16 protein-coding genes are annotated in these 24,505 nt (G+C 72.1%); 4 read left to right on the top strand and 12 right to left on the bottom strand.

Going from position 1 to position 24,505, the window contains the following annotated elements; translation table 11 throughout:
- Position 1: 1 nt before the first annotated feature.
- From ACHUEU_RS10635 to ACHUEU_RS10610, 6 genes are all read right to left on the bottom strand, one after another.
- Positions 2 to 1,189, bottom strand: a complete 1,188-nt coding sequence (locus tag ACHUEU_RS10635; RefSeq protein ID WP_394216096.1) for a hypothetical protein — start codon at positions 1,187 to 1,189, stop codon at positions 2 to 4.
- Between the two features lie 79 nt (positions 1,190 to 1,268).
- On the bottom strand, positions 1,269 to 2,267 hold the full coding sequence (locus ACHUEU_RS10630; protein WP_394216095.1) for a hypothetical protein: 999 nt from the start codon (positions 2,265 to 2,267) through the stop codon (positions 1,269 to 1,271).
- A 319-nt stretch (positions 2,268 to 2,586) separates the two neighbouring features.
- Positions 2,587 to 3,873, bottom strand: coding sequence for a hypothetical protein (locus ACHUEU_RS10625; protein ID WP_394216094.1), 1,287 nt, complete (start codon positions 3,871 to 3,873; stop codon positions 2,587 to 2,589).
- A 127-nt stretch (positions 3,874 to 4,000) separates the two neighbouring features.
- Positions 4,001 to 5,431, bottom strand: a complete 1,431-nt coding sequence (locus tag ACHUEU_RS10620; RefSeq protein ID WP_394216093.1) for an MFS transporter — start codon at positions 5,429 to 5,431, stop codon at positions 4,001 to 4,003.
- A gap of 74 nt (positions 5,432 to 5,505) precedes the next feature.
- A complete protein-coding gene (locus tag ACHUEU_RS10615) occupies positions 5,506 to 6,831 on the bottom strand; it encodes a M48 family metallopeptidase (protein ID WP_394216092.1) in 1,326 nt (441 codons plus the stop codon).
- Between the two features lie 101 nt (positions 6,832 to 6,932).
- Positions 6,933 to 8,378, bottom strand: a complete 1,446-nt coding sequence (locus tag ACHUEU_RS10610; protein ID WP_394216091.1) for an aldehyde dehydrogenase family protein — start codon at positions 8,376 to 8,378, stop codon at positions 6,933 to 6,935.
- 179 nt (positions 8,379 to 8,557) lie between these two features.
- Here ACHUEU_RS10610 and ACHUEU_RS10605 point away from each other — a divergent pair, with 179 nt between their 5' ends.
- Positions 8,558 to 9,625, top strand: coding sequence for a MauE/DoxX family redox-associated membrane protein (locus ACHUEU_RS10605; protein WP_394216090.1), 1,068 nt, complete (start codon positions 8,558 to 8,560; stop codon positions 9,623 to 9,625).
- A gap of 36 nt (positions 9,626 to 9,661) precedes the next feature.
- On the opposite strand, the gene manA is transcribed toward ACHUEU_RS10605, so the two are convergent.
- The 3 genes from manA to ACHUEU_RS10590 form a co-directional block, all read right to left on the bottom strand.
- The gene (gene manA / locus ACHUEU_RS10600; protein ID WP_394216181.1) at positions 9,662 to 10,864 is read right to left on the bottom strand and encodes a mannose-6-phosphate isomerase, class I; all 1,203 of its coding nucleotides are present in this window, start codon (positions 10,862 to 10,864) and stop codon (positions 9,662 to 9,664) included.
- Positions 10,865 to 10,866: 2 nt separating this feature from the next.
- Positions 10,867 to 11,898 carry a hypothetical protein gene (locus tag ACHUEU_RS10595; RefSeq protein WP_394216089.1) on the bottom strand — a complete coding sequence of 344 codons (1,032 nt, stop codon included), beginning with the start codon at positions 11,896 to 11,898 and terminating at the stop codon, positions 10,867 to 10,869.
- Between the two features lie 96 nt (positions 11,899 to 11,994).
- On the bottom strand, positions 11,995 to 13,746 hold the full coding sequence (locus tag ACHUEU_RS10590; protein ID WP_394216088.1) for a pyruvate dehydrogenase: 1,752 nt from the start codon (positions 13,744 to 13,746) through the stop codon (positions 11,995 to 11,997).
- Between the two features lie 418 nt (positions 13,747 to 14,164).
- On the opposite strand from ACHUEU_RS10590, the gene ACHUEU_RS10585 reads away from it, so the two are divergent.
- A complete protein-coding gene (locus ACHUEU_RS10585; protein WP_394216087.1) occupies positions 14,165 to 18,793 on the top strand; it encodes an endo-alpha-N-acetylgalactosaminidase family protein in 4,629 nt (1,542 codons plus the stop codon).
- Between the two features lie 81 nt (positions 18,794 to 18,874).
- Here the strand turns inward: ACHUEU_RS10585 and ACHUEU_RS10580 are convergent, their stop codons facing one another.
- Both ACHUEU_RS10580 and ACHUEU_RS10575 read right to left on the bottom strand, forming a co-directional pair.
- Positions 18,875 to 20,197 carry a hemolysin family protein gene (locus tag ACHUEU_RS10580; protein ID WP_394216086.1) on the bottom strand — a complete coding sequence of 441 codons (1,323 nt, stop codon included), beginning with the start codon at positions 20,195 to 20,197 and terminating at the stop codon, positions 18,875 to 18,877.
- Positions 20,198 to 20,403: 206 nt separating this feature from the next.
- Positions 20,404 to 21,468: a CAAX protease gene (locus ACHUEU_RS10575; protein WP_394216085.1), complete on the bottom strand. Its 1,065-nt coding sequence runs from the start codon at positions 21,466 to 21,468 to the stop codon at positions 20,404 to 20,406.
- A gap of 164 nt (positions 21,469 to 21,632) precedes the next feature.
- On the opposite strand from ACHUEU_RS10575, the gene ACHUEU_RS10570 reads away from it, so the two are divergent.
- Entirely contained in the window at positions 21,633 to 22,043 is a 411-nt protein-coding gene (locus ACHUEU_RS10570; protein ID WP_394216084.1) for a VOC family protein, read from the top strand.
- Between the two features lie 80 nt (positions 22,044 to 22,123).
- Here the strand turns inward: ACHUEU_RS10570 and ACHUEU_RS10565 are convergent, their stop codons facing one another.
- Complete coding sequence (locus ACHUEU_RS10565) at positions 22,124 to 23,116, bottom strand: CPBP family intramembrane glutamic endopeptidase (RefSeq protein ID WP_394216083.1); 993 nt, start codon at positions 23,114 to 23,116, stop codon at positions 22,124 to 22,126.
- 143 nt (positions 23,117 to 23,259) lie between these two features.
- Between ACHUEU_RS10565 and ACHUEU_RS10560 the strand changes: the two genes are divergently transcribed.
- On the top strand, positions 23,260 to 24,504 hold the full coding sequence (locus ACHUEU_RS10560) for a sensor histidine kinase (protein WP_394216082.1): 1,245 nt from the start codon (positions 23,260 to 23,262) through the stop codon (positions 24,502 to 24,504).
- Position 24,505: the final 1 nt, after the last annotated feature.

Below are 24,505 nucleotides of genomic sequence, written 5' to 3'. Positions count from 1 at the left end.
GTCACTCCCCCGGCGTGCTGTCGCCGTACACCGGCCCGAGGAGCCAGTCGGTGTGGAACCTGCCGTCTCGATCGAGCACCGCCATCGCATCGGCGTCGATGACGACCCGGTGGGTCTGCGGCGCGGTGCCGCTCGCGCTGGGCGGGACGGTGAACTCGGCGTCGGCGAACACCATGAGGTGGATGAGGCCATGCTCCTGCTCCGCGACGTGGACGTCGGGGACGCGGGTCAGCTCCCAGCTGCCGGGGCCCGAGACTCCCGACGGAGCGGCGAAGGGGCATCCCTCGGGATGCGCGGAGGTGCTGCGGGCGCAGGTCTCGAGCGAGTCGACGAGCTGCCCGGAGAGCTCTTCCGTTCCCTGCTCGGTGAGCTCAAAGCCGGCATCAGCGGATCGGCTGGTCCAGTCGCCGAGCACCGGCGGGACCTCCACCCGCACCGTGCGCGGGGTGACGTGGTCCCCGATCTCCTGCGCCTGCAGCTCGACGCTGCCGGGCAGCACGTGCAGCCGGATCTCGCTCATCACGAACGCCTCGCGGGGCCGGTGCGCGACGGGGATCTCGAGCAGGTGCCCGTTGATCCGCAGCGCGTCGCTGCCGACGGGGATCTCGACCTTGAGCACGGGCAGCTGCACCGGCTGCAGTTCCCAGACCGGGCGCCGCAGCAGACCCTCCCGGTGCCGTGCGAGATGGAGCGTGATCTCGAGGGCGACCTCGCCCCGGGCGAGCGTCGCGATGATCTCGGCGCTGTCGCCGTCGATGCTCACCCGATCGATCGAGAAACGCTCGATGGGATCCCCGGTGGCGGCGAGCACCGCATCGGTCAGGGCGATGTCCAGGACGTCGTCCTGCGGAGCCAGGTGCTCGCGCACCGTCTTCGCATCACCGGCGACGACGGCCTCGAGATACCTCTCGGCCACCTCCTCGGCCGGGACTCCGCCGAGCAGCACCGACGGCAGGACCAGCACCAGGGCGAGGAGCGCCGCGACCGCGCCGACCAGGAGCAGGGGCCGACGGCGTCGGCCCGCCGCGGAGGCCGGTGGCGGGAGCGGACCCCCGGGGCCGGAGCGACCGGCTCCGCCCGGCGCCTGGGGAGCGGACCGCTCAGCGCCGGGGCCGTCGTCGGCGGAGCTGTCGTCGGACCACCCCACCCCGATGGTGCGGCCCGATCCCGTCTGCTGCCTGCGCGGCACTGCGCCCCCTGGATTCGTGCGTCTCTGCGTCCCCGCAGAGTATCCGGTGGGAGGGCAGCAGCCGGAGGACAGCGGCTGCTCACCGCGGCCAGGGGCGCAGCGTGGTGAAGGCCCAGTGCTGGACCTCGAGGTCTGCGCCGTCCCGGCGCAGGGTCACCCCGAAGTCGACGCTCATCCGGTGCACGCGCGGGCGCGGTGCAGGGAGGTCGCCGCCCCCTGCGCGGCCCTCCGCTGCGATGAACTCGGCGGCCAGGCCCTCGCCGCGATAGTCGAAGGTCTCGCCCACCATTGCGCCGAAGGTGATCTCCGGCAGCTCCAGCAGCCGCCAGCTGCCGGGGGTGTCCGCCGGGAGGTCGGCACCGAAGGGGCAGCCCGGAGGCCTGGCCACCCCGCTGCGCAGGCACTGTGCCAGCTCGCCGAGGATCACGGACTGCGCCGAGTCCTCCCCGTACCGGCTCGGCCGGTAGTCCACGGTGATCAGTCCGGTCTGCCAGTGCCCGAGCACCGGGGGCACGTAGACCTCCGTGGTCCGGGGCACCAGGGGCGCGGCGGCGGGCGGCAGCTCCACCGTGTACCGGCCCGGCAGCACATGCAGGGCCACGCTCGGCCGGTCGGTGCGTCGGCCCGCCCAGCGGACCATCGGGATCTCGACGGGGCGACCGTTCAGGAGCACCACATCGGTGCTGGCCCGCGGGCCCAGGGTCAGCAGCGGCAGCGGGACGGGCTCCAGCTCCCAACGCAGTGCGCGCAGCGGACCGTCGGGAACGGCGATCAGCGAGAGCACCGCCGTGTGCTCCTCCCGCGGGTTGCGCAGCGTCACCCGGACGGTCGCGATGACCCCGCGCACCTCGACCTCGTCCACGGTGTACCCGGTGATCGAGCCGGGGGTGGCCTCCCGGAGGGGAGCGTTCAGCGCGACGTCCGTCGCGCCGTGGACCGGGACGTGATTATCGCGCACGAGCCCGAGGTCACCGGCGATCAGGGCATCGAGGTAGGCGCGTGCGACCTCCTCGGGCTCCTGCCCGCGCAGCAGCAGCCACGGCATCGCGATGGCGAGCAGGGCGAGCGCGGCCAGCATGGCCACCAGACGGCGGAGGCCCTGCCGGTGGGGACCCTGCTGGCGGCGGCTCTGTCGGCGGGGGCGCGTGGTAAGAGGTGCGGGCGCCGGAACGGCCGTGAGGGAGTCATCGGCCTCGGTCCATCCCGTGCGGATGGTCCGGCCGGTGCTCTGCTCCCGTCCACGGACCACAGCGCTCCCTGGTCAGCGTCTTCGCCTGTGCCGAGGATACTGCGACCGGCTCTCCGGCGCGAGGGCAGCGGGCGGAAGGCTGCGGCCCCGGGTCCGCGTCAGCCCGAGGGGTGCCCCGGGCGGCCGGAGCGGTGCTCGGGCGGGGCGCTCAGCCGCACTCGGAGACGAGGTCCTGCTCGGGCTCCTCGAGGAGGACCACCCCGGTGATGACTCCGGTCTCCGCGTCGGTGCAGTAGCCGAAGGGGACCGCGCCCGCGCTGTGCAGGCGCACCTCCAGCGCGCCCTGGCCGGTGAGAGCTGCGGTCCCCGCGACCATGAAGGGCACGTCGATCGGTGCAGCGCCGTCGGCGGGGGTGAACTCCGCCGTCCCGACGCCCTGCACCGTCCAGAGAAACGCATTGACTGGGCTCGATGCGATGTGCGGTGAGCTGATGAGCGCCCACGTGCCGCGCTCCACGACGGGCAGGACCCCACCGATGGCCGTCTCGTCCTCCTCCGGGTCGGGCACCGCGAAGGGGCATCCCTCGGGGGCGCTCGAGGTGCTGGCCGTGCACTCCTCCAGCGCCGCGTCGATCTGGTGCTGCACCTCGGTCTGGCCGTCCTCGTCGAGGGTGAGCTGCAGATCGTGCACGGGCATCCTCTCCGACCCGAAGGTGGCCGGCACCTCGAGGGCGCGGTGCGGTGCCTCCACGTGGGGCGGCACCTGGGGCAGGCGGACCTCGTAGGTGCCGGGGAGCAGCTGGACCGCGACCCGCGGCTCGGACGTCTCCCTGTCGACGAGGATCTCGTGGACCGGGAAGGTGGCTCCCCCGATCTCGATCTCCTGCACGCCGAAGGTCAGGTCGATCTGGAGCTCGGGCAGCACGACCGGCGCCAGCTCCCACACCGTCGGCGAGAAGGGGCCGTCGTCGCTCGAGGTCAGGGTGAAGGTGCCTTCGCCGCGCTCGGCCCCGGTGCGCAGCTCGGCGGTGACCGTCGCGGCGCCGGCCTGGACTGCGACGTGCTGGATCTCGAAGGAGTCCAGTCGGTCCTCCGCCCCGGCGAGGACCTCTGCGGTCAGGGCGGCGGCGCTGGCGGAGGAGGCGTCCTGGGTGTGCGCACGCACCGTGTCGAGGTCACCGTCGACCACGGCCTGCAGGAACTCCTCGGTGACGTGCTCCGGGCCGGTGGCGGCGCCGAGCAGGCGCGGGAGGGCGATGAGCAGTCCGACCACTAGGGCCAGCACCGCGCAGACGGCGATCAGCCGACGGCTCCTGCGGGACGGACGGGACCGGCCGTGCGGGGCGGCTGCGGGCTCCGGCCCGTCGGCCCCGTCGGGGTCCGGGTGCAGGCCGGATCGACCGGTCGGGGTGTCCGATCCGGGGGACGCGGTCTCCGCGCCCCACCCCATCGGCAGAGCTCGTCCGGTGGGGCGGTCGCGTCCTCGCGTCCCCATGCGTTCCTCCCCCCGACCGCCGAGCACAGCATCCCCGGGCCGGTGTCCTCGCCTGCTGCGAGGGTACTGGCCCCCACCTCACGGACGCGAGCGCAGGAGCACGGCCCGTCGGCTGCGACGGCGCAGCTCAGAGCGCGCCCTTGCCCGCCTTCTCCCGGGCGCGATCGGCGAAGCTGACACCCATCGCGGCCAGGGTCAGCGCCATGATGATGGTCAGCGCGATGATGAACGCCTCGAGCCAGGCGGTGCCGCCCTCGGTGAGGGAGAAGATGATGCCGGGGATCATCGCGGTGCCGATCGCGGCGCCGGTGCGCTGGCCGAGCTGCAGGATGCCCCCGGCGACGCCTCCGAAGCGCGGGTCCACCGAGTTCAGGGTGAGGGTCTGGTTCGGGGAGATGGTCATGCCCTGGCTGAGCCCCATCAGGGTCAGCGGCACCGCCAGCCACCAGAAGGCGACCGTGCCGTTCTCCACGAAGAGAGTCGTCACCGCGGTGCCGGCCAGGCCCACGAAAGCGACGCCGAAGCCCACGATCACCATGCGGCGTCCGTAGGTGAGCACCCGCTTGCCGAGCGCCTGGGAGCTGATTGCTGCGGCGATCGAGGAGGGCACCCCCATCAGGGAGGCCTCGAAGGCCGTGTGACCCAGGTGCATCTGCAGGTACAGCGGCACGATGATCCACACGCTGGTGGCGCCCAGGAAGTACACCGCCACGATGAGGATGCCGTTGCGGAACGCCTGGTTGACGAAGATCGCGGTGTCGACCATCGGGCTGCGACCGCGGCGCTTGTAGCGCCGCTCCCACACCCACCACAGGCCCAGCACCAGCAGCCCGGCAGGGAAGAACATCCACACCAGCGCGCTCACGCCGCGCTCGAGGAAGGGCAGCATGATCCCCAGGATCGCCAGGCACAGCAGGATCGCGCCGACGGGGTCGAGGTCCGGCCGGCCCTTCCCCCGTGCCTTGTCATCGGGGATGTACTTCAGGGCGCCGATGATCGCGATCACCCCGATCGGGGCGTTCATCAGGAACATCCAGCGCCAGCCCCATTCGGGGCCGAGGATCTGGATCAGCGCGCCGCCCACGACGGGGCCGACGGCGGTGGCCACCGCGACCGTGGTGGCCAGCAGTGCGAAGGCCCGAGCCCGGTCGTGGCCGCGGAAGTGCTGCTGGATCAGTGCGACGGTCTGCGGGTTCAGCAGCCCCGAGCCGAGGCCCTGCAGGATGCGGGCGAGGTTGAGCATGTCGGCGGTCGGCGCGAAGCCCGACAGCAGGGAGCCGAGGGTGAAGACCCCGACGCCGATGATGAACATGCGCCGCCGTCCGGTGGCGTCTCCCGCCCTGCCCGCCGGGACCAGCAGCATGCCGAAGGCGAGCGCGTACCCGGAGATCACCCACTGCAGCTCGCCGGTGTCCGCCTCGAGGCCCTCGCCGATCGCGGTGAGGCCCACGTTGATGACGCTCACGGCGATCAGGGCCATGAACAGCGGGGCGAGGAGGACGGCGAGCAGCGGCTTGCGGCGCACCGGTGGGGTCAGCGCGCTGGGGTCGGGGATCACCGGCTCACCTTAAGCACTCGATGCAGATTTGAGGAGGGTGTGGTGACCGGCGGGACAGCCCGGCGGAGGAGCGGTCAGGACGGCATCTGCGGTCCCTGCCGGTCCGGTGGGGGCCCGAAGGGGTTCTGTGCGGTGTCGAGGAGCGGGCCGCGGGCGTCGTCACGGTAGGGGCCGGGCGGGATCACATAGTCGGTGCGGCCCGAGAGCAGCGGGGCGGAGGTCTGCATCTCCCGGATCGACGGACGATGGGAGTAGTCGATGCTGGAGAAGCGCCCGAACTGGCCCCCGGCGCCGGCGGGCCGGCGCGCGTCGGCAGCGGCGAGCATCGCCAGTGCATCCCCCGGGGTCGGGTAGCGGGAGGACCACACGTGCCCCGGCGGCAGCGGAGAGGTGAACAGCGACCCGCCGGGACGGATCCACAGCGAGCCGGGCGCCGAGCGGTCGCGCAGGGCATGGGCCCGCCAGGTGGTCACCGGGTGGGAGGAGCCCCAGTTGACCCAGTGCACGAACAGGCTCGGGTCGGTCGCGGCACGATCGGCGAGCTCGTTGACGTTGACCTCGGCGTTCAGGTACTTCCCGCCGGAGAGCACCCCCATCACGCCGGGTGCTCCAGCGGGGCAGTGAGCGTACCCGAAGTTGTCGGCGGTGTACTCCTGGGAGCGGGAGAGGGCCGGGCCCAGGAGCGGGATCATGCGGATCACGGTGGTGAAGACGAGACGGAAGTAGGAGACGTGGCCGGCGGCGAGGTGGCCCACCTCGTGGGCGATCACGAAGCGCAGTGCCTCCCGATCGCGGGAGGGCCCGCCCACCTCGAACAGGTCGGAGTGGACGACGACGAAGCGACGGAACCCGTGGCCGGAGGCGAAGGCGTTGATGACGCCGTTGCCCAGCAGCACATAGGCGTCGGGGACGCGTCGCATCCCGAACTGCTGCGCGGCCTCCGCCACCATCCGGTAGCCCTCGGGGAACTGGGTGGGGCTCATGCGCACGGCCCGGGTGCGCATCCGTGCATACATGATCGCGCGGGCCCACCAGATCAGCAGCGGGGCCAGCGGCAGGACGAACGCCAGCTGGAGGAAGATCGGCAGGATCCCGACGTACTGCCAGAGACTGGCGACGCTCGCCTGACCCTCGGTCACCTGCAGCACCAGGGTCGAGATGATGAGGGTCCACCACGCGATGTAGGCCAGGGTCGCCAGGGCGATGCCCGCCCCGAGCAGGGGAAGCTCCCAGGGGTGGCGGATCCTCTTCCGCCCCAGGACGCCGTGCGAGGTCGCGCCGTTGAGCAGGTTCGGGTCGCCGGGGCGCATGCTCTCGCGGGGCGCGGGGCCCTCGGGCCCGGACGCGGCGGAGGGCGCGGTGGGCGTGGGCGGTGGCGGGCCGGGGGGCTGCTGGGTCATCGCGAGGACTCCTCTCGACCGACGAGGCGCGCGGTCTCACGGCCGACGATAACCCCGAGGGCGGGTCTGCGGAGGCGGCAACGCCGGGCGGCGGGCCGGGCTCAGCGCATCAGCCGACGCAGCACCCGGCGCTTGAGGCCGCGGTACGGCGGGTAGACGAGCTTCAGGGTGTCGGGCGTGAGCGGCTTCTTCACCACCGGCTTGGCGTGGGTGAACACCTCGATCCCGGCGCGGCCGTGGTAGGCGCCCATGCCGGATTCCCCCACCCCGCCGAAGGGCATCCCGGTGCTGCCCACATGGGCGAGGGTCAGGCCCAGGGCGAGGGAGCCGGAGGAGGTCTCCTCCGCGAACCGCTCCTCGACCTCGCGGTGGGGGGAGAACACGTAGGCGGTCAGCGGCTTCTCCCCCACCCGGATCCGGGCGATCGCCTCATCGGGTCCGGAGACGGCCAGCAGCGGCAGGACGGGGCCGAAGATCTCCTCCCCCATCACTGCGTCGTCCCACTCCACGCCCGTCATGATCGTGGGCGGCAGGTAGCGGGTGGCGGGGTCGGCCTCGGCGGTGCCGCCGAGGATCGTCTTCTCGTCGTCGATGAGGGCGAGCACCCGCTCGAAGTGCTTGTCGTTGACCATCCGGCCGAAGTCCAGGCTGCGCTCGGGGCGGGCGCCGTACAGCTGGCGCACGGCCCTGCGCAGGTGAGGGCGCAGGCGCTCGAGAGTGCGGGGCGTGGCCATCAGGTAGTCGGGAGCGATGCAGGTCTGCCCGGCGTTGGTGAACTTGCCCCAGATGATCCGTCGGGCGGTGGCGGCGAGGTCGGCCCCCTCGTCGACGAACACCGGCGACTTCCCGCCCAGCTCGAGCACAGTGGGGGTGAGGTGCTCGGCGGCGGCACGGGCCACGATCCGGCCCACGGCGCCGTTGCCGGTGTAGAAGATCAGGTCGAAGCGCTGCTCGAGCAGGATCGCGGTCTCCTCGACCGCCCCCTCGACCACCCGCACCCAGGCGGGGTCGAGGTGGGTGGCCAGCAGATGGGCGAGGGCGGCGGAGGTCGCGGGTGCCACCTCACTGGGCTTGACGAGTGCGGTGTTGCCGCCGGCGATCGCGGCGACCAGCGGCGCGAGGGTGAGGTTCACCGGATAGTTCCACGGGGCGATGATCAACGTGGTGCCCAGCGGCTGCCGCTGCAGCTCCCCGGAGGCCGGGGCCAGCAGCGGGCCCAGAGAGAGGCGCTCGGGCCGCAGCCAGGAGCGCAGATGCTTGAGGGTGTGGGTGATCTCCTGGGCGACCACGCCGATCTCGGTCAGGGCGCTCTCCGTACGGGACTTGCCGAGGTCCTCGGCGAGCGCGCGAGCCAGGCGCGGCTCCTCCGTCCGCAGACCGCGGCGCAGCGCCTCGAGCTGAGCGAGACGAGCGGCGACGGGCCGGGTGGTACCGGCCTCGAAGGAGGTGCGCAGCGCGGCGACCTCGGCGACGATCCGGGCTCGCCCCGTGCCCTCGTCGGCTGTCGTCGTGGAGGAGCTGCTGGGCTGGTGCGCATCTGTCGACATGGAGCCAGGGTAGGTCTCGCCCACGGTGGGCGGGAGGGCCGGTGGTCGCGGCTCACACCCACGCCCCGGTCCGACACGGGATGCGGCGCGGGGACGGGCGCTGCCCACCCGGGAGCATCGATCACGCAGAATAGGGGGCGACGAGCCCGATGCCCGGGCCGAGGAGGAGGGGCTCGAGGATGATCGTGCTGCTGGCCGCACCGCTGCTGCTGATGCTCACGCTGCTGGTCTCCGGGCTCGCGAAGCTGGGGGCTCGGCAGGGCACCGAGGACGCGATGACCTCGCTGCGGCTGCCGCTGCGCGGCCTGCACCGCACGATCGCGTCGGTCCTGCCGGTGACGGAGATCGTGCTCGCCCTGGTGCTGTGGATCCCCTCCGTGCCGCTGCAGACTGCGGTGGCTGCGGCGATCGCGCTGCTGATGGTCGCCTATCTGGTGATCATCACCCGGGCGCTGGCCTTCGAGGAGCCGGTGGAGTGCGCATGCTTCGGCACCCTCTCCGCGCCGACCGTCTCGCGGCTCACGCTGGGGCGGAACCTGCTGCTCGTCGGTCTGGGCCTGCTGACCGTGGTCGCGGCCGCCAGCGGGACGATGACGACCGTGCTGGTGCAGGCCCCGCTGTCACTGATCGGGCTCGGGATCGCCGTGCTGCTGGCGATCGCGCTGACCGTCCTCACCGTGGGCGGCACCGATACCGTGGGCGGCACCGATGAGGTCGCCCGGCCGGCACCCGGAGCGTCGGGGGCCGGGAGCTCACCGGCGGACAGCGGCGACGAGGACGAGGAGCTGCTGGACTACGAGCGCGCCGCCACCCCCGCGGCGGTGCTGCAGAAGCCGGACGGTCGGTTGATCACCCTGGCCCAGCTCACCGCGCAGCGCGCCGCTCTGCTGGTCTTCACCTCGGAGGGCTGCGGGCCCTGCGAGCGGGTGCTGGACCGGGCCCCGGAGTGGATCGACGCGCTCTCGCCCGTCCTCCAGGTCCGGTTCGTGTTCTCGCGGCCGGTGGACCAGCTGCGGGAGCGCACCACCGAGCGGGTGGGGGAGCTGGCGATGCACGACCTGCAGTTCACGGCCCGCTCCGCGCTGGGGGGCCGGACCGCACCCTCGGCCGTGCTGCTCGGGGCCGACGGGCTGCTCGCCGGTGGGCCGGTGGACGGCGGCTCGACGGTGATCGAGTTCGTCGAGGAGATCCGGACGCAGCTGAGCGAGACGCAGGACCAGGGCCAGCCGCGCTCGTTCGCGCCGTGACCTCGTGCCCGGTCCGGGCTCGCACCCGAGACCGGTTCAGGGCACGCTGGCCTGCGCGAAGCTGCCATGGCCCCGCGCCCGCAGCGGACCGTCGGCCGCCGGGACGAAGACCGCCTGCCCGGCCCGCAGCGCATGGCTGCCGGTGGTGGTCTCCAGGGTGGCCGTGCCCTCCAGACCGAGCACGATCCGTGGCCCGGAGCCCGGGATCGGATGCGTCCCGGCCGAGGGACCGACCGGGTCGCTGAGCTCGGTGAGGGCGAGCTCGAAATCGTCGACCGGGGCGTAGTAGGCGATCGAGGTGGGGTTCTGGCGTTCCGGGGCGACCCGCAGCGGAGGAGTCGCCGTGACGCTGACGCACTGGAGCACCTCGTCGGCGTCGAGCCGTTTCTCCGTCAGGCCTGCCCGCAGCACGTTGTCACTGGTCGCCATCACCTCCAGGCCGGTGCCGTGGAGGTAGGCGTGCAGCGCCCCGGCGGGCACGTACATCGCCTCGCCCCGCTGCAGGGACACCGGGTTCAGCAGCAGCGCCGCGACCACCCCCGGGTCCCCGGGGTGATGGTCCGCGAGCAGGGAGACGAAGCGGTCGATGCGCGGGGACGGCGAGGAGCCGGCGGCGAAGCGTGACCGGCAGGCCTCGACCACCGCCTCGACCGCCTCCGGGGCGGGCCGCAGCGAGGCGGAGACCAGCGTGCGGAACGCGGCGCGCATGCCGTGCGCGGTGGGGTTGTCGACCAGGAGGGTGTGCAGCCGATCGGTGAGAGGGGTGCCGAGCCCGTCGAGGATCACCGCCGCCCGCCGCGGGGTCCGGAACCCGCACAGCGCGGTGAACGGGGTCAGGGCGATCAGCATCTCCGGCTTGTGGTTCGCGTCGCGGTAGCTGCGCAGCGGCGAGTGCAGGTCGATGCCCGCGGCGCTCTCGGCGGCGAAGGACTCCGCGGCATGCTCCCGGGTGGGATGCACCTGCAGCGACAGCGGCCGCTCCGCAGCGATCACCTTGAGCAGGAACGGCAGCTGCCCGCCGAAGGCACGGGAGACGTCCGCCCCCAGCATCTGCTCGGGGTCCGCAGCGATCACCGCGTCCAGGCCGGTGCCGTCGGGCGCCGACGCCGGGGCGAGCGGATGCGCCCCGAACCATGCCTCGGCCCAGGGGCTGCCGTCGGCCTCCCGGCCCAGGAACTCCGGGAGCGCCGTGGCCGATCCCCAGGCGTAGCGCTGGAGGTGGCCGCCGAGCTCGAACAGGCTCACGCACCGCCTTCGAGGATCTGGGCGATCAGGCGTGCCGGCTCGTCGGTGCCGAGCTCCGGTGCCGGAGTCGGCTCCCCTCCCACCCGGCGCATGCCGTAGCGCTCCCACTGCGCGGCGAGCCAGGAGGGGGCGCCGGGGGCGTGCACCCAGGCCGGGAGGCCGCGCATGGCGGCATCGAGGACGTCGGCGGAGAACACCGAGGCGAGGGGGCGGCCCTGCTCGGGAAGGGTGACGGAGGGATCCTGGAATCCGATGCCCCGGCGGCGCAGCAGCAGGTGCGCGGCGCGGGCGAGGCGGTCGGTCTCCGCCGGGCCGGGCTGGTAGAGCGCACCGGCGAAGCGGCAGTACGACTCGGCCGCCCGCAGGCTCACCCGGCGCGGCAGCTCGATCGTGGAGAGCTGGCCCAGGAACACCGGTTGCGCATCGAGCACCGGCTGCTCCCCCGACGCCTCGTGCCGTGCCTGCCACAGCCGCTGCGAGCCGACCGCCCGCACCACGATGTCGTCGCGGTCGGCGCGGTGGAACTCCCCGTCCGCGGCGGTCCAGGACAGCAGCGTGACATCCGGCGGCAGCGGCGGGGCGAAGGGGGTGAGCACGTCGTGCTGCACGACGGCGCCGGGGACGTCCGCCTCCCGCGCCCATTCATGGAGGCTGCGCCCCACCTCGCGGTGCCAGCCGAGGGTGAGCAGCGAGGTGATGCCGAGGCCGTCGAGCGCGGCCGACGGCTCGGTGATGCGCCGGTGCTGCCATTCGGGGCCCTCCAGCTCATCCAGGGCCAGCCCGGCCGGGGTGACCACGACCGCGCTGCCGTGCACGTAGGGCAGCACTGCGGGCAGTCCGCCGTGGGCAGCGCCGTCGGCGGTGTCGATGCCGAGCAGGATGCGGGCCGAGCCCTCCCCCTCGCGGGTGTGGAGCACGTACCCGGGGATGGGCTCGGAGGAGCGGGCACGGTGGATGCCGCGAACCCGACGACGGGAGCCTCGCCACTCCTGCCAGCGCTCGAGGCTGCGCGGATGGATCAGTGCCACGGGCGGTACCCCTCCTTGGACGTGCATCGGCTCCGGTGGGCCCAGCATTCCACACAGAGGCCCCGGGGCGCGGAGATCCGCGGGACGACCTGCGGATCAGCGGGGCATGTTGCGCAGGTTCGCCGAGGCCATGCCGAGCATCTTGCCCACGCCGCCGCCGAGCACGATCTTCGTCGACGCGGTGGCGAAGCCGCGGATCTGCTGCGCGGAGATCTTCGGCGGCATCGAGAGGGCGTCGGGGTCGGTGACCACGTCGATCAGCATCGGGCCGGGGGTGGCGAGCGCGGCGGCGAGCTGCTTCTTCAGCGTCTTCGGGTCGGTGATGCGCACCGCGCCGATGCCCACGCCCCGCGCGATCGCCGCGTAGTCGACGTCCTCGTGATCGGTGCCGTGGTCGGGCAGGCCCTCCACCAGCATCTCGAGCTTGACCATGCCGAGGCTGGAGTTGTTGAAGACCAGGATCTTGGTGTTCAGGTCATGCAGCTTCACGGTGAGCAGCTCCCCCATCAGCATGCCGAGGCCGCCGTCGCCGCTCATCGAGATCACCTGGCGGTCGGGGAACGCCATCGAGGCGCCGATCGCCTGCGGCAGGGCGTTGGCCATGCTGCCGTGGTGCCAGGAGCCGAAGAGGCGACGCTTCCCGTTGGGGGTGATGTAGCGGGCGCCCCAGACGTTGCACATGCCGGTGTCCACGGTGAACACGGCGTCCTCGTCGGCGAGGTCGTCGAGGGTCGCGGCGACGAACTCGGGGTGGATCGGCGTCATCTTCTCGACGTTCTTCGTGTAGGCGGAGACCGCTCCGGTCAGCGCCTTGTGGTGATCCTTCAGCTGCCGGTGCAGGAAGCGGGGGCTCTTCTCGCGGGTCAGCAGCGGCAGCACCGCCTGCAGGGTGAGGCCCACGTCGCCGTGGATCGCGAGGTCCAGCGGCGCGCGGCGACCCAGTCGCGAGGCATCGGCATCGATCTGCACGATCCGCGGGGCTCGCTTCGTGTCCCCGCCGGGCAGGAACTCGCTGTAGGGGAAGTCGGTGCCCAGCAGGATCACCAGGTCCGCCTCGTGCATCGCCTCGTAGCAGGCGCCGTAGCCCAGCAGACCGCTCATGCCCACGTCGAAGGGATTGTCGTACTGCATGACCTCCTTGCCGCCGAAGGCGTGCCCGATCGGGGACTTGATCCGGTCGGCGAGCTCGAGCACCTCCTCGCGGGCGTCCCGCACCCCGGCGCCCGTGAAGAGGGTGACGGTGTCGGCCTCGTCGATCAGCTCGGCGAGGCGACCGACGGGCGCGGCGGCGGGCTGGACCCGACCCAGATCGGTGGCGAGCTCGCAGCGCTGGGGCACGTCGACCTCCTCATCGGCCACGTCACCCGGGAGCACCATCACCGAGACGCCCTGCTTCGCGATCGCCGTCTGCACGGCGATGTGCAGCAGGGTCGCTCCCTGGGGGCCGGAGTTGACCATCTCGCAGAAGTGCGAGCACTCGCGGAAGAGGATCTCGGGGTGCGTCTCCTGGAAGAACCCGGTGCCGATGTTGCCCGAGGGGATGTGGGAGGCGATCGCGAGCACCGGGGCACCGTCGCGGTGGGCGTCGAACAGGCCCTGGATCAGGTGGGTGTTGCCCGGACCGCAGGATCCGGCGCAGACGGCGAGCTTCCCGGTCAGCCTCGCCTCGGCGCCGGCGGCGAAGGCTCCCGCCTCCTCATTGCGCACGTGGACCCACTCGATGCCCTCGGTGGTGCGCACGGCGTCGACCACGGGGTTCAGCGAGTCGCCCACGACTCCGAAGATGCGCTCGACGCCGAGGTCGCGGAGCTGGGTGACGAGGAGCTGGGCGAAGGTGCTGCGGGCCATGATGGTGCCTCCAGGGAACGGGCGACAGGGTTGGGGTGGGCGTCGGCCCCGGGCGCGGCGCCCGTCCCGGCCACCCTAGCGGCGCGGACCGCCCCGAGGGCCCGTCCTCGCCGAGCGGTCGGCGATATCCCGCTCGGAGCCCGCCTGTTGCGCCGTGGAGGAGCGGATCCTCCGGAAGAGATGGCATCTCGGCGCTCCGTACGGCATGATTGTGACCGGTCGCACCCTCGAAGGCCTGCCGCCGCTCATGGTCGAGCGCTGCGGTCCTCGGGAGTGCATGCTCACCCTCCCCCACCCAGAGGCATCGATGATTCCCCGCTCAGACCGTCCTCGCACCCCTGATGCAAAACGATTCACCGACATCCGGCGCCGGCGCGGCCGACCCCGCACCGGACAGCGGGCAGGCAGGGCTCCCGGCATGACTGCCACAGTGGCGCTGGGAGCCGCCGCGGCGCTGCTGGCACCCCTGGGGCTGACGGCCCCGGCGACGGCGGAGCCCACCTACGCACCGCTTCCCCAGGACGCGACGCGGATCATCGAGGCCGATTCCGCCGAAGCCGATCAGCCGCCGGAGAACGTGCTGGACGGCGACGCCGGGACGATCTGGCACACCGCATGGCGCGGTGGCAAGGATCCGCTGCCCCATCACCTCTCGGTTCAGGTCTCCGAGGAGCCGGTCGAGGTGGCCCGCGTGCGCCTGCAGCCCCGGGCGGACTCCCACGGCTCCGGACGGATCGGTGACTACGAGATCCACACGTCACTGGCCGCCGACTGCGCTGACGACGCCTACTCCGTCGTCGCCACGGGTGGCTTCGGCGGCTCCTTGGCCGAAGCCACCACCGAGCGCACGATCACCCTGGACAGCCCTGTCGACGCGACCTGCCTCAAGGTGGTGTGGCTGAGCTCCTGGGGCGGCCGTGCCGAGGATCCGGAGACCTCGCCTCCCGAGGAGGTAGCCTCCCTCGCCGAGCTGAACGTCGACGTGATCGGGGAGGAGACCGACCCGGACCCGATCGTCGTCACTCCGCCCGAGGGCACCGTCGAGATCTCCGACGGCACCCTGCAGGTGCGCCTGCACCCCGACTTCCCCCAGGTCGTGGACTACACCCTGGACGGCGCCTCGCTCGCCGGCCGGTACGGCTCCGCACACACCTCGGTGACCATCGATGACGTCTCCTACGAGGTCGAGACCTCCGCGCCGGAGATCTCCGAGGACGGCGCCGAGGCGACCTATCACCTCACGGTGCCCGAGCTGTCCGGCGTCTCCTTCGACGCGGTGCTCTCGGTCTCCGAGGGCACCTTCACCTGGCGGCTGACGAACTTCGTGGACCCCGACGGGGTCGTGCACCGGATCTCGGTGCCGCGCCTGGACCTGGCCTCCGCGAACGGCACCCAGGACGGTGCCCAGCTCACCGCCGCGGACCTCTCCGTGGACCGTGGCCGCAGCGGCGACCACTTCTACGACCTGGCATCCCAGGAGCCGGGGACCTCGGTCTCCGATCCCACCCATGTCGCCCTGATCACCGGTGGTGAGCTCGCCGCCGGCTTCGAGACCAACGCCGTCGAGGACAACACCGCCGGCGGGGAGACGGCCGCACGGGTCCAGGGGGACAACTCCCGGTACATCGTCTCGCTCGCCCCGGGCGAGGGCGCGACCTACGGCACGGTCTCCCCCGGCACCTTCGTGGTGCGCGGCTCCACCGCAGATCTCGGTCTCGGCCCGGATGCCGATCCGTTCGTCCGGGTGCGACCGGTGGCCGACGGCAACGATGACGACGCGATCACCTGGCAGGACGCCGCGATCGCCGCCCGCGAGGTGGCCACGTCGATCAACGGCGCGGAGAACGTGCCCGACGACGTGATCAAGCGGATCCCCTTCAACATCGTCTCCCAGGCCACCCACCCGTTCCTGCGCACCCTGGACGACACCAAGCGCGTCGCCCTGGCCACCGACAGCCTCGGCCAGTCCGTGATGCTCAAGGGCTACCAGGCCGAGGGCCACGACTCCGCCCACCCCGACTACGCGGATCATTACAATCTCCGCGCCGGCGGCAAGGAGGATCTGGACACCCTGGTCACCGAGGGCGAGGAGTGGAACGCGACCTTCGGCGTGCACGTCAACGCGACCGAGTCGTACTCCGAGGCGCACGCCTTCAGCGAGGAGCTGCTGCAGGACCCGATCCGGCCCGGCTGGAACTGGATGAACCAGTCCTACCGGATCGACGGACCGAAGGATCTGGGCAGCACCGCCGTCCTGGACCGTTCCCAGTCCTTCCGCGACGAGGCTCCGGAAAATCTCAGCTTCCTGTACATGGACGTCTACTACCCCAACGGCTGGGAGGGCCAGCGCCTGGCGCAGGAGCTCGAGGCGCAGGGCTGGGTGGTCTCCACCGAGTGGGCGAACAAGATGCCGAGGTCCTCGATCTGGTCGCACTGGGCGAATGACGAGAACTACGGCGGCTCCACCAACAAGGGGGTGAACTCCCAGGTCATCCGGTTCATCGACAACGACCGCAAGGACGTGTGGAACCCGGACCCGCTGCTCTCGAACGCGAACGTGCAGGAGTTCGAGGGATGGAGCGGGCAGCACGACGCCGATGCCTTCTTCGACATGGTCTGGGAGCGGAATCTCCCGACCAAGTACATGCAGCAGGCGCCGATCATGCAGTGGCAGGACGGCCGGGTGGTGCTGGCCGACGGCACCGTCGCCACCAGCGAGGTGGACTCGATCGGCGGGGACGAGATCCCCACCGACCGCACCATCACCAGCGGCGGCGCCACCGTCTATGAGGACGGGAAGTACCTTCTGCCCTGGGACGACGGCGAGAAGCGCCTGTACCACTGGAACCCCGAGGGCGGCACCAGCACCTGGCAGCTGACCCCGCAGTGGGCCTCGCAGGGCTCGCTGGTGATGTATCGGCTGACCGATACCGGACGCACCGACCGGGTCACCGTCCCGGTCATCGACGGCGCCGTGACGATCGAGGCCGAGGCCGGCAGCGCGTACGTCCTCCACCCCACCGGCTCGGTGCCCGAGCTGCCCCAGCCCCAGTGGGGTCAGGGCACACCGGTCACCGATCCCGGCTTCTTCTCCGGCACCCTCGATGCGTGGTCCCCTGAGGGCCAGGTGACGATCGAGACCGACGGGAACAGGAACCTCCTGGCAACGATCGGCGCCGGTGAGGGCGGCATCTCCCAGGAGCTGCACGACGCCGAGGATCCCTCCGCGCCCCTGCCCGAGGGAAGCTACAGCGCCTGGGCGTGGGTCGAGATCGACCCCTCGGCCACGCGCGAGGTGACGGTCGCCGCCAGCGGCGAAGGCGTCGTGCCGTCGGCCCATCAGGCAGGTCAGGACGCCGTCTCCGAGGAGCCCGCTCCGGGCAGCAACGGCAAGGGCAAGGGTCATGAGAAAGGCAAGGGCAAGGGCCACGACAAGCACGGGGACGAGCCCTCGGACGGCAGCGAGGAGGGGATCGCGGCGACCACCGTCTCCACGTCGACGGCGATCAACGCCACCGCGTCCGACGACAAGCACCGCCAGCACTACCAGCGGGTGCGGGTCACGTTCAGCACCGACGGCTCCCCGGTGACGTTCTCCGTCACCGCCGGGGAGGGGGACGCCCCCGTGAAGGTGGACGACGTCCGCGTCGTCCCCTTCGTCGAGCCCGAGGATCCCGCCCCCACGGAGCAGACCGTGCTGTTCGAGGACTTCGAGCACGTCGAAACCGGCTACTGGCCCTTCGTCACCGGGTCGGCCGGCCTCGGCGGTGACGCCCGCACCCAGCTGGCCGAGCTGCATGAGCCGTACTCGCAGGCCGGCTGGTACGGGCCCGATGCGAGCGGCGACGTGGTCGAGGGCGGGAAGCTGCTCGACAACGTCCTGGACGGCTCCTGGTCGCTGATGGCCCACCAGGAGAACCGTGGACTGATCCTCCGCACCACCGAGGCCTCGCTGCCGCTGCAGGAGGGGCACCGCTACCGCGTCTCCTTCGCTCACCAGACGGCCTTCGAGGACTCCTACCGGCTCGTGATCGGCGGCGACACCGTGGCGGCCGACCCCGACGGCGATCCCGGCTCGAGCGTGCTCGAGCAGATCGCGATCCCCCAGGCCCGCGGCACCGACCAGGAGTTCAGCCACGAGTTCACCGTCGGGTCCTGCCACGACATGACCTGGATCGGTATCGAGAACACCGGAGGTGGGGCTCAGAACGACCTGATCATGGACAACCTGCGGGTCGAGGATCTGGGCGAGGCCCAGGACCAGCCCGCCTGCGCCACCGTGGACGTCTCCGCGGCGGCCGGCACCGCGACCATCGGCGAGCCCACCGAGGTGACGACCACCCTGACCAACGACGAGGACGAGGCGATCGCGGACATCGAGCACGAGCTCGACGTGCCCGAGGGCTGGACCGCAGAGCTGGTCGACCCCGGCGCCTCGGAGCTCGCTCCCGGCGACTCGACCAGCGCCACCTGGCAGGTGACCACCACGGAGGAGACACCCCGCGGTGAGGTCACCGCGACAGTCCGCTACACCGTGGCCGGCTCGCCCCGGTCCGGGAGCGGTGCGGCGACGGTCGTGAGCCTGCCGGAGGGGCAGATGTTCCTCTACGATATGCAGGAGCGGGTGGTCGGTGAGCCTGCCAACGGGTGGGGGCCGGTCGAATGGGACCAGTCCAACGGCGAGCAGGCTGCGGGGGACGGCAACCCGCTCACCCTCAACGGCGTCGTCCACCCCAAGGGGATCGGGGTGCACGCCTCCTCGGAGATCACAGTCGAGCTCCCCGGGGCGTGCACGGAGTTCTCCGCAGTGGTGGGGGTGGACGACGAGATCAGCTCCGCGGCCGCCTCGATCCGCTTCACCGTCCTCGGTGATGGTGAAGTGCTCGCCGGCCCGACCCCCATCCTGGGCGCCGGGGACGACGGCGTGCCGCTCACCGCCGATCTCACCGGGGTCCAGGAGCTCACCCTCGTGGTGGACGACGGCGGGGACGGCAACGGCAGCGACCACGGCGACTGGGCCGACGCCCGCATCACCTGCGGCGGGTGAGCACGGACAGCGTCCCTCGACGAGTCATCGCGCGGCCATGAGATCCGGTCCGCTCCCCGCTCGGGGAGCGGACTGGATCTCTCAGTCGGCCTGCGGTTCCTCGTCCGGGGACGGCTCCACAGCGGTGAAGCGCACCATCTGCACCCGGCGGTCGTCGACCTCGACCACCTCGAGCAGCCCGCCCTCGACCGCGACGCGGTCCCCGGCCTCGGGGATGCGGCCCAGCTGGGCCATGAGGAATCCGCCGACGGTCTCGTACCCGCCGGTGTCGGGCAGTCCGATCTCGGTGGCGGCCTCGAACTCCTGCAGGATCAGCCCGCCCTCGAAGGTGCCGTCGGCCTCCAGGATGCTGTCGAGCCCGCCGGGGGCGGGCCAGGACTCGCGGTCGAATTCGTCGTAGATCTCCCCCACCAGCTCCTCGAGCAGGTCCTCCAGGGTGACGATGCCGTCGGTGCCGCCGTACTCGTCGACCACCACGGCGATCTGATCGGCGTGGGCGCGCATCCGGTTCAGCGCCATCAGCACCTGGACGGTGCCGGGGATGTGCTCGATGGGGCGCACCAGCTCCGCCATGCGGGTGACGGCCGGGTCCTCGACCAGCAGCATGTCCCGCACGTGGACGAAGCCGAGCACGTCGTCGACGTCCTCGCCCGTGACCGGGTAGCGGGAGAAGCCGGAGTTGCGGATCTCCACCCGCACCTCGGTGACCGTCTGGGCGCCGTCCAGGAAGTGCACCTGGTGGCGGGGCTGCATCACCTCGACGACGGTGCGCTCGGAGGCATCGAAGACGTCCGCGAGCACGCGCGACTCGGCCTGGTCCAGCGCATCGGAGGAGCGGACCATGGATTTGATCTCCTCGGCCGAGACGGCCTCGCGGTCGGCGTCCGGGTCCCCTCCCAGCAGACGCACCACGAGGTTGGTGGAGGTGGACAGCAGCCAGATCACCGGGCGCATCAGCTGCCCGAAGACACCCAGCGGCGGACCGACGATCTTGGTCATCGCCATCGCGTTCTGCATCGCGAGGCGCTTGGGGGCGAGCTCGCCGAGCACCAGCGAGAGGTAGGCGATGACCAGGGTCATCCCGATCAGCGCCACGGTTCCTGCGGTCGCCTCCGCCAGTCCGAGCTCGGTGAGCACCGGCACCAGGGAGGGAGCGATGGTGGAGGCACCGTAGGCGGAGGAGAAGAACCCTGCCACGGTCACGCCGATCTGCACGGCGGAGAGGAACTGGTTGGGGTCCCGCACCAGGGTCGCGGTGCGCTCACCGCGGGGGCCGCTCTCCTCGAGCTGCTTGATCTGCGTCTCGCGGAGGTTCACGATCGCCATCTCGGTGCCCGCGAACACGCCGCCGATCAGCACGAAGAGGAGCACGAGGGCGATGTTCAGGAGAACGGAGAGGTCCATGAGGCAACGCTACCTGCCGCGTCGACGGTGACTTGGGACGCGCCGGCGGTTTCCCGGTCCGCCGGTCACAGCAACGGCAGCAGACCTCCGCCACCGGAAATACGCCTCATACAAGGGTCGAACGCCCTATGGACGCTCAACCGTCATATAGGTCAGGAAAGTGGTGGCCGAGATCAACCCGCGGCAGGCGGCAGGCGGCAGGCGGATCAGTAGGGCACCGGTGCGGGGGCGGGCTCGCCGGCGGGGCGGGTGACCGGCTCCAGCAGGGCCACTCCCTCGCGAGCACTGATCCGGGACACCATCACCACCGTGAGCAGCAGCAGCGCCACCGCCGCGGCGAGGCCACCGGCCAGGGCGGCGGATCCGGACGCGGCAGTGGCGAGTGCGGCCGAGGAGGTGCCCGGCGCGGCGGCCGCGGCGCTGAGCGCGGCAGCTCCGGCCCCGGCGCCGGTGCCCGCGCCCACGGCGGAGACCACCTGGGAGGCGGCGGTGATCGTCGCGACCAGCAGGATCGACAGCTCCAGCCCGCCGCTCTTCCAGGCCAGCACCGCCGAGGCGAGGCCCAGGGCCAGGGCGGGCAGCAGCACCGCGGCGCTGAGCTCACGGCCGATGAGCATCACGGCGCCGGCAGCGAGCAGCGGCAGCAGCGGGCTGCGCAGCCAGGTGCCGAGCGCCTGCATCACGATCCCTCGCAGGGCCAGCTCCAATCCTGCGGCCTGCAGCGGGGCGAGGGCCAGGACGATCAGGGTGACGAGCAGCAGCTGCAGTACGGAGCCGGTGGCGTCGGCCGCACCCGCGGGCGCCCCGGCCCCACTGCCGTCGGCCCCGGTGATCGCGGTGGCGACCGCACCGGAGAGCCCCGCGGCGACGACCACCACGACGCCCATCGCAATACCCCACGGGCCGAGCGCTCGCAGCAGCTCGCGGCGTGGCCGGGCGGCGACCGACCACGCCGTGCCGAGCGGTCGCCAGCCTCCGAAGCGCACGCCGATGATCGCGGCGGGCAGCCACATCACGCCCATCGCCAGGGCGAGCGCGACGTCCAGCACGCTGGTGGGGTCGCCGCTGGTGACCCCGATGGCCACGTTCACGCCCGGGGCGAGGGCGAGCACCAGGATCGTCAGGACCAGCACCACCGAGATCAGCACCACGTAGGCGATGAAAGCGGCGGCCAGGGTCAGCAGCGGCCGGATCCGGCCCGCCCAGGCGGGGCGCAGTGTCGCCATGCGATGGAAGGGGGCGGCGGTGGGGAGGGAATGGTCTGGAGACATGTCGCCCCTACTGTAGAACGCCCGGCCCAGAGGCTGGCGGGTACCACCTGCGATGACGGTGATCGGTGGCGGAAGGCGGGCCCCCTGCTGTTCCGTCCGTCGGCCGGCGGTGCCAGGATGGCCTCCCGCGGGTCTCTCACAGGGCCCCTCCCCCAGGAGGTCACATGCTCAGTTCCACGCCCTACATCGCATTTCCCGGCAACGCCCGGGAAGCCCTCGAGTACTACGCGGAGATCTTCGGCGGCACCCTCGATCTGATGACCTACGACGGCATGCCGGACATGGGATTCACCCCGCCGCCCGGAGCTGTGGCCCACGCTCAGCTGCATGGCGGCCTGGTCACCCTCGCCGGCGGTGACGACATCGGCGAGGACTCGCGACCGCTCGACGGCTCCGCCTACTCGCTGCTGATCATGCCCCACACGGTCGCGGAGGCGAAGGCACTGATCGAGCGGCTCACCACCGACGGCGGAACCCTCGGGATGCCCTTCGAGCAGGCCCCCTGGGGCGATCACTACGGCCAGGTCACCGACCGCTTCGGCGTGCTGTGGCAGGTGAACGTCTCCGGCGCCTGAACTCCGCATCGGCGGTGGGCGCGGGGCCGGACGATATCCGCGGCCCCGCGCCCGACCAGCCGACCAGCCGACGAGTGGACCTACTCGCCGGTCGGCGGGAGGGTCGCACCGCTCCCCCGTTGCGGCTCCCCCAGTCTCAGGCCCGCACGCCGCGAGTACCACCACCAGATCCCGGCCGCGAGCAGCAGCATCGGCGCCAGCGCGAGCAGCAGCCCCAGCAGCTCCACCTCGCCCTGCTCGGTGAAGCCGGGGATCAGCGGGGCGATCGCGAACAGGGTCCAGTTGTTGGCGGTGTGCAGCAGGATCGGGAGCTCCAGGCCGCCGGTCTTCCAGGCCAGCAGGCCCATCACGATCGCGAACAGAGCGATGTCGATCTGGCCCATCCAGCTGTAGCCGTGCCCCAGCATGAACAGCGGCACCGGGACCAGGATCCCGATCAGCGGCCAGCGCAGCCAGGTGCCCAGCATCTGCATCGGCAGCGCCCGGAAGGCGAGCTCCTCCCCCGCGCACTGCAGCGGAGCGAGCACCAGCACCAGCAGCCAGGCGAGGACCACGCCGACACCCAGCTGCGGCACCACGATCGCCTCGCGCTCCAGGATCAGGTTCAGCACCAGGTTCACCACCACGTACACCGGTGCCACGACCAGCGCCGCCCTCCCCAGCAGCCCCCAGCGGAACCGGCCCCGCACCGACAGGGCGATCCCTGCCCGGCCGTAGCCGGCCAGCGTGCCCACCAGCACCGCGGGGACCAGCAGCGCGAGCATGCCGAGGCCGAGGAACTGATCGGCGGGATTCAGCGGATCGGTCAGGGACGGACTGGTCGCGGCGGCCGGCCAGATCTCGCCGGCGATCAGGAGCGGCGCCATGACCTGGAGGTTCATCACCACGAACACGACGGCGGTGACCACCAGCGCGACCAGCGGCCGCCACCAGTAGCGGCGATGCCGGAGGGCGCGAGCGGCGCGATGATAGGGCTGGGGCTCAGGAAGAGTCGCAGGCAGGGCCGCACCGATGCCGCCGGGGGCGCTCGTCGCCGGGGGCTGCGGAGGAGGACGCAGGTCGTGGTCGATCATGCCCCGATCCTGCCGGTCACCCGCGAGCACCCGCGTCCGCTGTTCGTCTCCTCCTCCCCACCGCCGATCGGCTGACCTCGCGGGTCGGGGCATCGTCCGAGCGGCTGATCCGTCGGCCGCATCCTGCTCCCTACCCTGGTGCCATGACCGTCATCGCGCCCCGCTCACCGGCGCCGCCCTCCGTGCGCAGCCCGCGCCAGTGGGCGATCGCGCTCGCGCAGAGCCTGGTGGGCACGGCGCTGGGCCTGCTGGTGTTCCTCATTCTCTTCGGCGCGCTGCTGGTGGAGTTCTCCGACCAGCCGCCGGCGGGACTGGTGGGGCTCTACCTCGTCGATGCGCTGGTGGGCGCGGTCGCGACCCTGCTCATCGGCCCGCTGCGGTTCCTGCGACCGGGCCGGCTGCACACGGCGGCGCATCTGCTGCTGGCGGCGGCCGCCGGGCACAGCTCATGGTCGCTGCCGGCTGCGGCGCTCGCCCTCTACCGGATCGGGGTACGACGCCGCACCACGCTCGATGTCGCCGCGATCCTGCTGGTCGCGGGCACTTCGATGGCGTCGCTGAGCCTCGACGCCCGGATCCGGGAAGAGGCCCCCGAGGCCCTGATGCTCGTCGCGATGGCGATCGTCGTGGTGCTCACCCTGATCCCGCTGCTGCTCGGTCATGTGGTGGGCACGCGGCACGAGCTGCTCGCCTCGCTGGAGGAGCGGACCGCCTCCGCAGAGCGCGAGCGGGAGACCGCCCAGCGGGAGCGCACCGCCGCGGAGCGGGAGGCCGCCGCGCTGGTGCGTGAGCGGGAGGCGGAGACCGCCCGGGTGCGCGCCGAGGAACGCGCCGCGCTGGCCCGGGACATGCACGACAGCATCTCCCACCACCTGGCCGCGATCGCGATGCATGCCGGCGCCATGGCCTACCGCGAGGATCTCTCTCCGGTGGCGCTGCGCCGCACCGCGGGCACGGTGCGCGATGCCGCTCAGCAGGCGAACCGGGAGCTGCGCACGGTGCTGTCGGGACTGCGCACCGCCGAGGATGATGCACCGCTGGCCACCGCCCCGACTCTGACCGGCATCGTCGAGCGCTGCCGGGAGGAGGGGCAGGAGGTGGAGCTGAGCTGGGAGGGCCTGACCGCGGAGGATCTCACCTCCCGTGAGCGCAGCACCGTGGTGGCCCTGGCCCGGATCCTGGCCGAGGTGACGGTGAACGCCGCCAAGCATGCGCCCGGCTTGCCGCTGCAGGTGACCCTCTCCCGGCGGGACGAGCAGGTGCGGCTGCGGGCCCGGAACCCGCTGCCGCCGGAACCGGTCTCGACCCTCTCAGCCTGGATCCGCCGGCCGGATTTTGGGTGCGTTTTGCGGGAGGTCGGGAGGGGATTTGGAGGGCGTTTCTGGTGAA

Origin of the sequence: Brachybacterium vulturis, assembly GCF_043641765.1 — a bacterium.
In the GTDB taxonomy this organism is placed as follows: Bacteria; Actinomycetota; Actinomycetes; order Actinomycetales; family Dermabacteraceae; genus Brachybacterium; species Brachybacterium vulturis_A.
This window is presented reverse-complemented; position numbering and strand designations above follow the sequence as displayed.

Excerpts from the sequence above, each read along its gene's own strand:
- ACHUEU_RS10605 (WP_394216090.1), top strand. The coding sequence starts at position 8,558 with ATGATCGTGCTGCTGGCCGCACCGCTGCTGCTGATGCTCACGCTGCTG.
- ACHUEU_RS10560 (WP_394216082.1), top strand. The coding sequence starts at position 23,260 with ATGACCGTCATCGCGCCCCGCTCACCGGCGCCGCCCTCCGTGCGCAGC.
- ACHUEU_RS10580 (WP_394216086.1), bottom strand. The coding sequence starts at position 20,197 with ATGGACCTCTCCGTTCTCCTGAACATCGCCCTCGTGCTCCTCTTCGTG.
- ACHUEU_RS10590 (WP_394216088.1), bottom strand. The coding sequence starts at position 13,746 with ATGGCCCGCAGCACCTTCGCCCAGCTCCTCGTCACCCAGCTCCGCGAC.
- ACHUEU_RS10610 (WP_394216091.1), bottom strand. The coding sequence starts at position 8,378 with ATGTCGACAGATGCGCACCAGCCCAGCAGCTCCTCCACGACGACAGCC.
- ACHUEU_RS10625 (WP_394216094.1), bottom strand. The coding sequence starts at position 3,873 with ATGGGGACGCGAGGACGCGACCGCCCCACCGGACGAGCTCTGCCGATG.
- ACHUEU_RS10615 (WP_394216092.1), bottom strand. The coding sequence starts at position 6,831 with ATGACCCAGCAGCCCCCCGGCCCGCCACCGCCCACGCCCACCGCGCCC.
- ACHUEU_RS10585 (WP_394216087.1), top strand. The coding sequence starts at position 14,165 with ATGACTGCCACAGTGGCGCTGGGAGCCGCCGCGGCGCTGCTGGCACCC.
- ACHUEU_RS10630 (WP_394216095.1), bottom strand. The coding sequence starts at position 2,267 with ATGCTGGCCGCGCTCGCCCTGCTCGCCATCGCGATGCCGTGGCTGCTG.
- ACHUEU_RS10565 (WP_394216083.1), bottom strand. The coding sequence starts at position 23,116 with ATGATCGACCACGACCTGCGTCCTCCTCCGCAGCCCCCGGCGACGAGC.
- ACHUEU_RS10570 (WP_394216084.1), top strand. The coding sequence starts at position 21,633 with ATGCTCAGTTCCACGCCCTACATCGCATTTCCCGGCAACGCCCGGGAA.
- ACHUEU_RS10575 (WP_394216085.1), bottom strand. The coding sequence starts at position 21,468 with ATGTCTCCAGACCATTCCCTCCCCACCGCCGCCCCCTTCCATCGCATG.